General features: G+C 66.9%; 11 protein-coding genes. 4 read left to right on the plus strand and 7 right to left on the minus strand.

What is annotated here, in order from left to right; all coding sequences use genetic code 11:
* Positions 1-182: 182 nt before the first annotated feature.
* Positions 183-833, plus strand: coding sequence for a 2-polyprenyl-3-methyl-6-methoxy-1,4-benzoquinone monooxygenase (gene coq7 / locus ABNS06_RS10325; protein ID WP_348674449.1), 651 nt, complete (start codon positions 183-185; stop codon positions 831-833).
* A gap of 12 nt (positions 834-845) precedes the next feature.
* On the opposite strand, the gene ABNS06_RS10330 is transcribed toward coq7, so the two are convergent.
* The 3 genes from ABNS06_RS10330 to ABNS06_RS10340 are packed head-to-tail and all read right to left on the minus strand — an operon-like array spanning position 846 to position 3,197.
* Positions 846-1,376, minus strand: a complete 531-nt coding sequence (locus ABNS06_RS10330) for a hypothetical protein (protein WP_348674451.1) — start codon at positions 1,374-1,376, stop codon at positions 846-848.
* 43 nt (positions 1,377-1,419) lie between these two features.
* On the minus strand, positions 1,420-2,190 hold the full coding sequence (gene speD / locus ABNS06_RS10335; RefSeq protein WP_348674453.1) for an adenosylmethionine decarboxylase: 771 nt from the start codon (positions 2,188-2,190) through the stop codon (positions 1,420-1,422).
* 26 nt (positions 2,191-2,216) lie between these two features.
* Positions 2,217-3,197 (minus strand): DUF3187 family protein, encoded by a 981-nt coding sequence (locus tag ABNS06_RS10340; RefSeq protein ID WP_348674455.1) that lies wholly within the window; start codon positions 3,195-3,197, stop codon positions 2,217-2,219.
* 141 nt (positions 3,198-3,338) lie between these two features.
* Between ABNS06_RS10340 and ABNS06_RS10345 the strand changes: the two genes are divergently transcribed.
* Both ABNS06_RS10345 and ABNS06_RS10350 read left to right on the plus strand, forming a co-directional pair.
* Entirely contained in the window at positions 3,339-4,412 is a 1,074-nt protein-coding gene (locus tag ABNS06_RS10345; RefSeq protein ID WP_348674456.1) for a 3-deoxy-7-phosphoheptulonate synthase, read from the plus strand.
* Between the two features lie 25 nt (positions 4,413-4,437).
* A complete protein-coding gene (locus tag ABNS06_RS10350; protein ID WP_348674457.1) occupies positions 4,438-6,267 on the plus strand; it encodes a DUF885 domain-containing protein in 1,830 nt (609 codons plus the stop codon).
* A gap of 19 nt (positions 6,268-6,286) precedes the next feature.
* Here ABNS06_RS10350 and ABNS06_RS10355 read toward each other — a convergent pair whose 3' ends face one another.
* The 3 genes from ABNS06_RS10355 to ABNS06_RS10365 form a co-directional block, all read right to left on the minus strand.
* Positions 6,287-6,670, minus strand: a complete 384-nt coding sequence (locus ABNS06_RS10355; RefSeq protein ID WP_348674459.1) for a hypothetical protein — start codon at positions 6,668-6,670, stop codon at positions 6,287-6,289.
* Positions 6,671-6,743: 73 nt separating this feature from the next.
* The gene (locus tag ABNS06_RS10360) at positions 6,744-8,423 is read right to left on the minus strand and encodes a TonB family protein (RefSeq protein WP_348674460.1); all 1,680 of its coding nucleotides are present in this window, start codon (positions 8,421-8,423) and stop codon (positions 6,744-6,746) included.
* Positions 8,424-8,514: 91 nt separating this feature from the next.
* A complete protein-coding gene (locus ABNS06_RS10365) occupies positions 8,515-10,515 on the minus strand; it encodes an SDR family oxidoreductase (protein ID WP_348674461.1) in 2,001 nt (666 codons plus the stop codon).
* Positions 10,516-10,821: 306 nt separating this feature from the next.
* On the opposite strand from ABNS06_RS10365, the gene ABNS06_RS10370 reads away from it, so the two are divergent.
* Positions 10,822-11,484 carry an NAD(P)H-binding protein gene (locus ABNS06_RS10370; protein WP_348674463.1) on the plus strand — a complete coding sequence of 221 codons (663 nt, stop codon included), beginning with the start codon at positions 10,822-10,824 and terminating at the stop codon, positions 11,482-11,484.
* Positions 11,485-11,508: 24 nt separating this feature from the next.
* Here the strand turns inward: ABNS06_RS10370 and ABNS06_RS10375 are convergent, their stop codons facing one another.
* Positions 11,509-11,925 (minus strand): SufE family protein, encoded by a 417-nt coding sequence (locus tag ABNS06_RS10375; RefSeq protein WP_348674465.1) that lies wholly within the window; start codon positions 11,923-11,925, stop codon positions 11,509-11,511.
* Positions 11,926-12,060 lie beyond the last annotated feature (135 nt).

Below are 12,060 nucleotides of genomic sequence, written 5' to 3' on the forward strand. Positions count from 1 at the left end.
CAACGCAGGATTGCGGGAAAACCGGCCCGTTCCATTCGGATTGCGCCTGAAAACAGGCCATGCGGCGTTGCTCGTCGTTTATTTGGAATGACCAAACCTCTCTCCTCGCGCCTTGCCTGGCCTGTTTTCAGGTGGCAACTTGGCGGTGCGCTTCAATCAGCGTTTCCCTTCGAATGATACCCATGACCGCCCGCAATCTGACGACTTTCGACCGCTGGCTGATCGCCGCCCAGCGCGGCCTGGACGTGGCCCTGAATCCAAGACCGCCACATCAGCGGCCGACACCCGACGCGACAGGCGACACCGGGGACGCCCCGCTGAGCGATCTTGACCGCGCGCATGCCGCCGGGCTGATGCGCGTCAATCACGCCGGCGAGGTGGCGGCTCAGGCGCTTTATCACGGCCAGGCCTCGGTGGCGACCGACCCCGCGCTGCGTCAGCAACTCCTGGTGGCCGCGGACGAGGAGCAGGATCATCTGGCCTGGTGCGCGCAGCGCCTGGGAGAACTGGGCAGCCGGCCCAGTCGCCTGGGTCCGTTCTGGTATGTCGGCTCCTACGCCATCGGCGTGACCGCGGGACTGATCAGCGACCGGGTCAGCCTGGGTTTCGTCTCGGAAACCGAACGTCAGGTCGAGGAACATCTGCACGGCCACCTGGACCGACTTCCGGCGGGCGATCAGCGCAGCCGGGCGATCGTCGAGCAGATGAAACAGGACGAAGCCGAACACGGGCAGGCGGCGCGGGATGCCGGCGGCATCGAACTGCCCCGCCCGGTGCGCTGGATGATGCGCGGGGTCGCCCGGGTGATGACGACGCTGGCCTACTGGGTCTGATCGGCGCCGGGTTCAGCGATCGGATACGACCGACCGCAGACGCGTCAGCGCATCCTGCGGGTTGGCGACCGCCAGCAGAATCGCGCCGTCACCGGTGCGGATTTCCAGCACCGGCGTTTCCGCCGGCCCAACCACGAACGCGCGTCCATAGGGCATCGAGAACCAGCCCAGGTGCGCGCCCGGCAACGACAATCCCTTCAGACGGCGACCGATCACCTGGCCCAGGCGACGCGGCGGATAGTGGATCTGCACCGCATCGAGTTGCAGCGCATCCAGCGACACCTGATGACGGAACAGCCCGCCGGCGACCAGCTGCAGTTGGCCGGCATCGATTCTTGCCCGGCTCGCGCGGGTGGCCATCAGGATCAACCCGAACAGGGCGCCGCCCGCGGCCGCGACAACGAGCAACCCCGAAACCGGCAGACCGGTGATCCGCGCGGCCAGCCAGTAGACCACCAGCGGCAGGGCCAGCGTCAGCCCCCCCACCCAGGCCACCGTCGTCCAGTGCGTGCGAGCCAGTTCGATGTCGACCGGCGCGGTCATCGAATGCGTTCCGACGCCACTCGCTCAACGCGACGACGTCGGTTCACTTCGGCATGTTCCGGCCGTAGAAAATCTCTTCGAATTCGTGATGCACCTGGGACCGGATACGACGCTGGGACTTGTCGTCCAGGTCCTTGACGCCCTCGCCGAACAGATAGTCGTCCAGGTCGAACTCCTTCACCCGCATCTTCGTGTGGAACAGGTTCTCCTGGTACACGTTGACGTCGACCATCTGGTATCGCTCCTTGATATCGCGATCCAGGAAGTTCTGGATGGAGTCGATCTTGTGGTCGATGAAGTGCTTGCGACCGCGGACGTTCCGCGTAAAACCCCGCACCCGGTAGTCCATGATCACGATGTCGGACTCGAAGCTGTGAATCAGGTAGTTCAGGGCCTTCAGCGGCGAGATCACCCCGCAGGTCGAGACATCGATGTCGGCTCGAAACGTCGAGATGCCGTGGTCCGGATGCGTCTCCGGATAGGTGTGAACGGTGATGTGACTCTTGTCCAGATGCGCGACCACCGACTCCTTGTCGGGCCCGCCCACCGGTTCCTCGGAGATCAGCATGGTCACGCTGGCGCCCTGCGGATCGTAGTCCTGCCGCGCGACATTGAGGATGTTCGCGCCGATGATGTGGGCGACCTCGGTCAGGATCGCGGTCAGACGCTCGGCGTTGTAGGCCTCATCGATGTACTCGATGTACTCCTTCTGCTGCGCAGCCGTCCGGGCATAGCTGACGTCGTAGATGTTGAACGACAGGCTCTTGGTCAGATTGTTGAAACCGTGGAGCTTCAGCTTGCTGCTTGGTGACATGGCGGCTCGGGTTGGGGTGGGAAGCGTCAGATGGCGTGCCGGAGCGCGAAGTGGAAACTCACGTCGGGCGAACTCTTGGCGACCGGGTTTTCGGCCACCGCAAAATCCAGCGTTGTGGTCTCCGACAGCCGCAGTGCGCCGCCGGTCGTGATGACCAGCGCCCCGCGGGCAACCTGGCCGAGCGCGGAATCTTGATACAACGGCGTATGGCCGTAAACCTCCACTTTCGCGTCCAGCCGTTCGTGCAGGCGCAGCGCGAGGCCCAGCGAGCCCACACCGGCCCAGCGGCGCTGCTGCGACGGCAGCAGATCGCCATCGGCCATCACCAGCGCGCCAACCCCGCCAAAGGTGCCCCACCAGGTTCCGGACGGCCCCCGAAAGTCCACGGTCATGCTGCCTCCGGCGCCCCCGCTGCCGGTGAGCTTGTCCGCGTCACCGGTAGGCAGTTTCACCGCCAGACGCACAACCGTGCGCCCCACGGGACGGGCCAGTCCAAGCTGGATGTCGCCGATGCCGCCGGTGGCCTGCTGCAAATCGATCACCGCCTGGCCGTCGCGCTCGTAGCGCACCAGCAGCCGGTCCCGCGGCGCCTGATCGCGCCCGCCGCCAGGCAACCCGGTGAAGTCGTGCCAGTCATCGATGAAGCCGTCCAGCCCGCCACCGGTATGCGTGACATACGGGATGTTCGCCTCCAGCAGCCAGCCGCTCAGGTTGACCGCGCCCCGCAGCGCGACGCGCACCGACTCGGCGTCCAGCACGATGGATTCGCTGCCGGGCGCACCCGCCGTTCCGCTGGTATCGGTAGTGTATTCGCTGGTCCAGTCGACATCCAGGCCCCAGCCGAGACCGCCGGCCTCCGGCGCCACGGCGCGACCCAGCTCCGGCAGGCCATGCACCTGCATCAGAAGATGTTGATTGCTATGTGAAAAACCGACCGGCTCATAGGCCTGGGCGGTCCCAATGATGAACGTCGCCGACAGCAGGGTCGGCAGCAGCCAATCTCGCATTCCTTCGCAGCCTCGAATCGGTCCGGGCGGTGGGACGGCTTGTGAGCCGCCATTCGTCGTCTTCCGCGGCTGAAGTATAGCGGTCCCTTTTGCTAGCATGGCCGCCCTTTGCGATCTGACCCGACCCCCGGCGGCAACACCATGCAACCCACCGAAAACCTACGCATCGACTCCATTCGCCCGGTGGCCACGCCCGCCCTGATCCAGGCCGAGCTGCCGATCACCGAAGCCGCGAGCCAGCTGGTGTCGCAAACCCGGGGAGAAGTCCAGCGCATCCTGTCCGGCGAGGACGATCGTCTGCTGGTGGTCGTGGGCCCCTGTTCGATCCATGATCCGCAGGCCGCCATCGACTATGCCGAGCATCTCAAGCCGCTGCGCGAGGCGCTGTCCGACGATCTGCTGATCCTGATGCGGGTCTACTTCGAGAAGCCACGGACCACCGTGGGCTGGAAGGGGCTGATCAACGACCCGGATCTGGACGAGAGCTTTCGCATCAACCACGGCCTGCGCACGGCGCGCCAGCTGCTGATCGACCTGAACGACATGGGCGTGCCGGCCGGCGTGGAGTTCCTGGACATCCTGACGCCGCAGTACGTGGCCGACCTGGTCAGCTGGGGCGCGATCGGCGCCCGCACGACCGAGTCCCAGGTGCACCGGGAAATGGTCTCGGGTCTGTCCTGCCCGGTCGGGTTCAAGAACGGCACCGACGGCAGCGTCAAGATCGCCGCCGACGCGGTGATGTCCGCCCAGCATCCGCATCACTTCCTGTCCATGACCAAGGAAGGAATGATGGGCATCTTCAACACCAAGGGTAATCCCGACACGCACGTGATCCTGCGTGGCGGCGCCTCCGGCCCGAACTACGACGCCGACGCCGTCGGGGCGGCGGCCCGGCTGATCGAGGACGCCGGTCTGGCGCCTCGCGTCATGATCGACTTCAGCCACGCCAACAGCCGCAAGCAGCACCGCCTGCAAATGGAAGTCGGGCGCGATGTCGGCCGTCAGATCTCCGGTGGCGACCAGCGCATCGTGGGCGTGATGATCGAAAGCCATCTGGTCGAGGGCAACCAGAAGATCGGACCGCGCGAGAACCTCACCTACGGCCAGAGCATCACCGACGCCTGCCTGGGCTGGGACGACAGTGACGGCCTGCTGCGCGACCTTGCCGGCAGCGTGCATGCTCGCCGCACCCGCGGCCGCCAGGCGTCCGCCTGACTCCGACGCTCAAGGATTCAATCGCATGAAGGGACTTTGTCGCTGCGCAGGACTGATCCTGGCGCTGGCCATCACGCCTGCCTGGGCCGACTACGCCGCCGAACGCCAGGCCCTGCTGGACCGGGAGACGGCGCTGGCCGCTCCGGTCGCGGGCATGAGCGAGGCCGATCGGTTCAACGCCCTGACCGAACTCTATTTCGACTGGACGATGCTGGAGTCACCGGAATTCGGCACCTACATCGGCATCGCCAAGTACCAGGACCGCTGGACTGACAACTCCCGACTGGCGGAGCGTCGCCGCGAGGCGGACTCACGGCGGGCGCTGTCGATCATCGAAGGTATCGACCGGGACGGGTTGTCGGACGCGGACCGGTTCAACTACGACCTGTTCCTCGCCTCGCTGCGACAGGATGTCGAAGGCCAGCGGTTCTTCTCCGACGAGATGCCCATCAGCCAGCTCTCCGGCATCCACCAGGACCTCGCCCAGTTCTTGGCGCTGATGCCCACGCGCAACGTGGCGGACTACCGCAACATCCTGGCGCGCCTGGAGGGAGTCGAGACGCTGATCAGCAACACGCTGATCTGGCTGCAACGCGGCCTGGAGGTCGGCGCGACGCCACCCAAGGTCACGTTGCGCGAAGTGCCGCAGCAAATCCTCAACCAGATTCCCGAGAGGCCGGCCGACAGCCCGTTGATGGCGCCGTTTCAGCGCATGCCCGAGGGTATCGCCGCGAACCAGCAGGCGCTGCTGACGCAGCGTGCCGAGGCCCTTTATTCCGGGGAAATCCGCCCGGCTTTCCTGCGGCTGCACGAGTTCTTCACCGAGGTCTACCTGCCGCGCACGCGAGAAGACATCGCGATGTCTTCACTGCCCGACGGCGAAGCCTGGTACGCCTACAACGTCAAGGCACGGACAACCACGGATCTGACACCGCGCCAGATTCACGAGATCGGCCTGTCCGAGGTGCGCCGCATCCGCAAGGCCATGATCGCGGTTGCTCGGGAGGCGGGGCATGACGGTGATCTCGCGTCCTTCTTCGAGTTTCTGCGCAGCGATCCGCAGTTCTACTTCGACTCGCCGGACGCGCTGCTGCGGGCTTATCGCGACATCGCCAAGCGCGCCGACCCCGAGTTGGTCAAGCTGTTCGGCCACCTGCCGCGCACGCCCTACGGGGTGGTGCCGGTGCCGGCCTACGCGGAAAAATCGCAGACCACCGCCTACTACCAGCCGGGATCGCTGGAAGGCGGCCGCCCCGGCAACTTCTTCGCCAACACCTACGCGCTGGACACCCGACCGAGCTGGGAGATGGAGGCGCTGACGCTGCACGAGGCGGTTCCGGGCCATCACCTGCAAATCGCCATCCAGCAGGAACTGGGCGAGCTGCCCTGGTACCGCCGCTACGGCTGGGGCTACACGGCCTTTGTCGAGGGCTGGGGCCTCTACGCCGAAAGCCTGGGCGAGGACATGGGCTTCTACGCGGATCCGTATTCGAAGTTCGGTGCACTGACCTACGAGATGTGGCGCGCCGTGCGTCTGGTCGTGGACACCGGCATGCACGCCCTCGGCTGGTCGCGCGAACAGGCGATCGAGTTCTTCATGGACAATGCCGGCAAGACCGAACACGACATCATCGTCGAGGTGGACCGCTACATCGTCTGGCCCGGTCAGGCGCTGGCCTACAAGATCGGTCAGCTGCGCATTCAGGCACTGCGTGACGAAGCCGAGGCCGCGCTGGGCGAGGCCTTCGACATCCGCGCCTTCCACGACACCGTGCTGGGCGCCGGAGCAATGCCGCTGGATCTGCTGGAGGCCCGCGTGCGGAACTGGGTCGGGGAGCAGCAGGCGGGCGGCTGAGCATGCCCCGCCGTTCGCGTCAGTACGCGTGACGCCGCTCCAGCTGATCGTCGCCCGACCGGCGCAGCAGGGCCCGCCGACGACGGGCCCTGAGCCGCGCACGCCGAATGCTCAGACGACTGCGCAACCCTGTCCATGACCAGGCCGACCGTCGCCGGAAGTGCCGCGCACCCAAGGGCGTCAGCACCACGAGCCAGTCACCCTCCCCCTGTGCATAGTCCACCCGGATCAGGCCCGCGGCGCTGAGGTCCTCGATGGACAGCTGCAAATCCATCTTCCGCAGCCCGGCCGCCTCCCACTGCGTGGTCAGACTGGCGTAGGCAATGGGCGTGGACGGGCCTGCACCGCTCTGCATCAGCACGTCCGAAAACACCATCCTGCGAATTCGATGATCGACCTTCATTCGGGGCTCCCGATCGATGACGCGTCCGACCCTATGTCGGCCTGCGTCAACGCACGGTGAATCCGCCGGATGGTCAGCGCGCCACAATCACCGGAAACGTCAGCTCCAGCGTCTCGCTGGCCATGTCCCGCGCCATCTGCGGCATCGGGGATGCACGCCAGATGACCTCCCTGGCCGCCTGATCCAGACGGGCGTCACCAGAACTGCTGATCAGCTCGACGCGCATCACCCGCCCGGCGCGGTCGATGGTGAAGCGCACATCCAGCACCAGCCGCCGGGCGTTCTCGGGCAGGCGACCGACGAGGCGGTCATTCACGTCGAAGATGTGTTCGGCGACCCGTGAGAAGAAATCATCCGCGTTGACGGAATAGGCGCCGGGCCGACCCGTGGGGTCGTACCGCGGATCCGCCGGCCGGCCGACGGTCGCGCGCGGCAGTTGCGAACGCACGCTCGGGGCTTGCTGTGACGGGGCCGCCCGCGCGGTCGTCGCGGGCGCGGATTGCCCGCGATCCGTGGTCGATGCTCGGGGTGGCGACGGCGGAGGCGTCGGTGCGCTCTGATCCTGACCGAACTGTGATTCCACACCCGACAATGCGCGCGAAATCTCCGCGTTTCGATTGGGCGCCCGAGGTGACGATGGTCGGTCCGCGGGATCGGGCTGGAACTCCGGGGCGGGCAGCCGGTACTCCGCCGGCGGCGTCGATCGCGATGCCGGCGCGACGGCCAGCCGATCCAGTGTCTCCGTCAGCGCGCGGTCGATGTCGGCCGCGGGGTCACGGCGCGGGACTGGCGGCAGGGGCCGCGGCACGGGCGGCTGCCGCGTCTCGGGTGGCGGAAACGCCTCGCGCGTACTCACGCTGGGCGTCTCGGACAGGGCCTGGGTGATCGCCAGATCGACATCCGGTGGTTCGTCCCGCGGTTGGTCAACCGGTTCGACCGGACCAGGCTCCGGCGTCGGTGGCGCCGGCTCCTCGCGCGCGGGTTCCGAGGCAGCCGGCTCCGGCGAGGGCACGGGCTCGGCCACCGGTTCGGGTTCGTCCTGCCGGTCCTCCTGTTCAACCGGCGCATCGGCCAGCGCCAGCGACGGAGCTGGTTCGGGCTCGGGTTCCGGCACGGGCGCCACCGGGCTGACCGCGTCGGCAACCGGTTGCTCTTCCTCCTCGTCGGGATCGGACTCGACCAGCCTCACCTGATCCGGCGGGGCCGGACCCGGTTCCACCCGCGGCGGCGGTGCGGGCCGCGCTGGTTCGGGTTCTGGCTCCGGTTCACGAGCCGCCACGGTCGCGGACACACCGCCGTCAACCCTGGACGACTCGGTAGCCGGTGGCCGGGCGCTCGTGGTGGCCGTCGGTTGCTGTCCGGAGGATGGCGCCGCCGCGACAGTTGCTGGCGAGGGTGACGGCGGTCTCGCGGCCGCGACGACCGCGGGTTCGGTCAACGCCTCCAGACCCAGCGACTGCCCCCCCAGCGTCGCGGAGAAGTTCGACCGGGTGGTGGCCGCCGGACGCGGCACCGACTCGGGCAGCGGGCGGGTCGCATCCGGCTCGGCACCGAGTTGCCAGGCGAAGGCCAGCGAGCTGGGCAGACTCACCGGCACCGGCTCCGGCAGGTTTTCCGGCGAACGCAGATCCAGCGAGATCACGGCCCGGTCGCGGCGCAGGTCGGAACGCGTCCACTGCAAGGCGAACAGACCCACGTGCAGCAGCAAGGCCACCGCGAATGCCGCGCTCCACTGTCGCCAACCGAGTCTCATGGGCTGAGGCTACCGAATTTTCCGCCACATGAACGACAAACCCCGGCCCGGCAACGCCGGACCGGGGCCACGGGCCCTGATCGGCGGATGTCTACCAGTGAGCGCCCCGGAACAGGTTGGCGAAGATCACGCCCTTGGGCGTCAGGCGGTCCTGGTCCTCGTCCAGTGCGTCGCCACGGGCCGCGGCCGACGACGGGAACAGCGCGTAACCCTGCGACAGCACGAAATCGTTGACCTTGGGCCACAGCGCGTAGGACAGCTCACCCGCCTGCCCCAGCGCGGTCTTGATGCGCTTGGGCCGCTCGACGATGGCCTTGACCAGCAGGTCGGCGGCCTGATCCGGCGTGTAGGTTGGCACGTAGTCGTAGAGCTTGGTCGGCGCGATCATCGGGGTGCGCACCAGCGGCATGTAGATGGTCGTGATCTCGATACCGGTGTGCTTGACCTCGGCCGACAGGCAACGCCCGAAGGCATCCAGCGCCGCCTTGGAGGCAACATAGGCGGAGAAGCGCGGCACGTTGGTCAGCACGCCGATCGACGAGACGTTGATGATCTGTCCCTTGCCGTGCCGGGTCATCGACGGCAGCAGCGCCAGGATCAGACGCACCGCGCCGAAGTAGTTGAGCTGCATGGTGCGCTGGAAATCGTGGAAGCGGTCCAGCGACTCGGCGACGCCGCGGCGAATCGAGCGACCGGCGTTGTTGATCAGGATGTCGACTTGCCCATGCTCGGCGAGCACCTGCGCCGCCATGTCGTCGATCGCCTCCAGATTGTTGAGGTCGCAGGGATAAACCCAGGCCTCGCCACCCAGCCGCTCGATCACGGCCTGGGTTTCCTCCAGCTTTTCCCGGGTCCGCGCCACCAGCAGCACCTTGGCGCCGGCCTTGCCCAGCTTGCGCGCGGTGGTGAACCCGATGCCGGACGATGCCCCGGTGATCAGCACGGTCTTGCCGCGCACCCGCTTGAGCAACGACTTGCTGACGCTGATATGGGTATCCAGGTGCGTTTCCCAGAACCGCCAGAGCGTTTCCGCATAGCTGGCCAGGTGCGGACATTCGATGCCCGAGTCCGCCAGCGCATGCCGGGTCTGCGCGTCGTCGAACACCGCCTGGCTGCGCACGTAGCCGAATACCGAGATCGGAATGCCCAGCGAGCTGGACAGGCTGCGCTTGGCCAGGTCCAGCCCCGGCAGCTTGGCCACCCGGTCGGCGAGCGCGCCAGGCAGCTTGGGCAGGCCGTTGGCGTCGAAGGTGAACGCCATCTCGGGACCGTGCGCGGCGCTGAAGAACGCCGACATCACGTCGGCCACGCTCGGCGACGGCGTCTCGACCAGGTGGAACACCTGCCCGTCCAGCCCGTCCTTGTGCGCCAGGAACACCATGGCGTCGACCACGTAATCCACCGGCGCCAGCGGCATCTTGCCGCCGTCGATGCCCAGCAGCGGCATCCACTTGGGCACATGGTCGCGGATCTGCTGGATCGCCTTGAAGAAATAGTAGGGGCCGTCGATCTTGTCGATCTCGCCGGTCTCGGAATGCCCCAGCACCATGCCGGGCCGGTAGATCCGGATCGGCACCTGCGCCTCGTCGCGCACGATGCCCTCGGACTGGAACTTGGTCCGGAAATACGGGTGGTTGAGCGACTGCCCCTCATCGAACATCGACTCGGTGAACGTGCCCCTGAACTCGCCACCGGCGACGGCGACCGAACTGACGTGATGCAGCGTCGGCGTGTGCTCCGCCGTGGCCAGATCGTTGACCAGTTGGACGACGTTGCGCGTGCCGGCGTTGTTGATGCGATCGGCCACCTCGTCGTCCATGTTCATGTCATAGACGGCGGCCAGGTGGAACACGTGATCGATCTGGCCAACCAGTGCCTTGCGCGTCTTGGCGTCGCCCACGACGGCAGGGTCGGAGATATCACCCCAGACGGGCCTAAGCTGTTTGCCCAGATCCCCGAGCCGTTCCTTGAGACCCTCGAACTTGTCGGCGGACTGTTCCCGCACGAGCACATGGACCACGCCGCGACGGGCCAGCTCCTCGACCAGAAATCGTCCGATGAACCCCGTCGCCCCGGTGACCAGATATTCCATTCGCGTTGTCTCCTTGTCGGCAGTTCTGATGCTGTCTTGACCAGGGATGAACCCGGCGGTGTCCATCCCTGACTTCAATTGAAGAACCGCTGATTATCAACCGCCTGGGCCGGCAATTCCATGCCGGGCGCCGGAATCGGAGAAATGCAAATCCCGTGCTAGTGTTTCCGGTCGCGGGGCAGGCCGGCGCGTGGTGACCGGCGTTGCCCAGGGCCTGTCAACGCGATTCGGATTCCACAGCGACGCCGCGAAGAAGACGCGCGGCATCGCATCAACAGGCGCCAGATCAGACCGGAGGAGCAGTCAGTGTCCGAAGTCGACTCGGGTTCCATCGCCGTGCTGGGTGCCACGGGCGCCGTGGGCCGCGCCGTGTGCCGCCAGCTCGCCGCCGAGGGCGCCGTGGGATACGCCGTCGTGCGACGCCCCCTGGATTCCGTGGAAGGCTTCCCCGCCCGTCAGATCGATTTCGCCAACGCGGTCGCGCTCACCGACGCGCTGCGCGCCACCCGGGTGATCTGCTGCCTGGGCACCACACAGGCGAAGTCCGGACGCGACGGGCTGCGAGCGGTGGATCGGGATCTGGTGCTGCACTGCGCCGAACGTGCATCCCGCGCCGGCGCCGAGGTGTTCACCGTACTCTCGGCCGTCGGCGCAAGCCGTCGCTCGATGAGCTTCTACAGCCGCGTCAAGGGCGAGATGGAGATCGGCCTGAGCCGGATCCGGCTCGACACCGTGCACATCGTCCGCCCATCCCTGCTGCTCGGCGACCGCGAGGAACACCGACCGGCGGAAGCGCTGGGCCAGCGCATCGCACCGCTCGTCAATCCTGTGCTGCCGACGCGCTATCGCGCCATTTCGGTGGAGGACGTGGCCAAGGCGCTGATCCGGCTCTCCGGCCCGTCCGCGCCGGGCATCTGGCTGCACGAACTGCCGCTGGGCGGACGCCGTTCACGGCGCCTGGATCACTGAGACGCGGCGCGCGCCTCCCGACCCTCAGGCCTCGGCCGGCTGCCCGGCCAGCGCGCGGATGCGCTCGACCATGGCGTAAAAGCCGTTGCGGCGGTTCATCGACAAATGGCTCTCCAGCCCCAGGCGCCCGAACAGCGCCTTGATGTCGGTCTGACGGATCTGCTCCGCCGTCTTGTCGGAATAGGCCATGAACAGCAGCGCGATCAGCCCCTTGACGATGTGCGCGTCCGAATCACCGCGAAAATGCAGCTTCGGCGGCGTGTCGTCACTGACCTCGTGGGTCAGCCACACCTGACTCATGCAGCCGCGCACGCGATTGGCCTCGGTTTTCTCCGACTCCGGCATCGGCTCCAGCTGCCGGCCCAGGTCGATCAGATAGCGGTAACGCTCTTCCCAGGGACCGAGCAGTTCGAAGTTGTCCGCAAGGGTTTCGATATCCATGCGCCCAGTTTAGGCGAGCTCGCCGTCAACCGCGATCGGGAACACCGGCCGATTCGAGCGGTCGGCCAGAGGAGCGGATGGACAGTCCGGCCTCGTCCCGGACGGTCCATGCTAGGTTTTTTCGAGGATGACAAG

Origin of the sequence: uncultured Abyssibacter sp. (assembly GCF_964000955.1) — a bacterium.
GTDB lineage: Bacteria > Pseudomonadota > Gammaproteobacteria > Nevskiales > OUC007 > Abyssibacter.

Bases quoted from the DNA above. Each gene is read 5' to 3' on its own strand.
- coq7 (WP_348674449.1), top strand. From the start codon at position 183: ATGACCGCCCGCAATCTGACGACTTTCGACCGCTGGCTGATCGCCGCC.
- ABNS06_RS10330 (WP_348674451.1), bottom strand. From the start codon at position 1,376: ATGACCGCGCCGGTCGACATCGAACTGGCTCGCACGCACTGGACGACG.
- speD (WP_348674453.1), bottom strand. From the start codon at position 2,190: ATGTCACCAAGCAGCAAGCTGAAGCTCCACGGTTTCAACAATCTGACC.
- ABNS06_RS10340 (WP_348674455.1), bottom strand. From the start codon at position 3,197: ATGCGAGATTGGCTGCTGCCGACCCTGCTGTCGGCGACGTTCATCATT.
- ABNS06_RS10345 (WP_348674456.1), top strand. From the start codon at position 3,339: ATGCAACCCACCGAAAACCTACGCATCGACTCCATTCGCCCGGTGGCC.
- ABNS06_RS10350 (WP_348674457.1), top strand. From the start codon at position 4,438: ATGAAGGGACTTTGTCGCTGCGCAGGACTGATCCTGGCGCTGGCCATC.
- ABNS06_RS10355 (WP_348674459.1), bottom strand. From the start codon at position 6,670: ATGAAGGTCGATCATCGAATTCGCAGGATGGTGTTTTCGGACGTGCTG.
- ABNS06_RS10360 (WP_348674460.1), bottom strand. From the start codon at position 8,423: ATGAGACTCGGTTGGCGACAGTGGAGCGCGGCATTCGCGGTGGCCTTG.
- ABNS06_RS10365 (WP_348674461.1), bottom strand. From the start codon at position 10,515: ATGGAATATCTGGTCACCGGGGCGACGGGGTTCATCGGACGATTTCTG.
- ABNS06_RS10375 (WP_348674465.1), bottom strand. From the start codon at position 11,925: ATGGATATCGAAACCCTTGCGGACAACTTCGAACTGCTCGGTCCCTGG.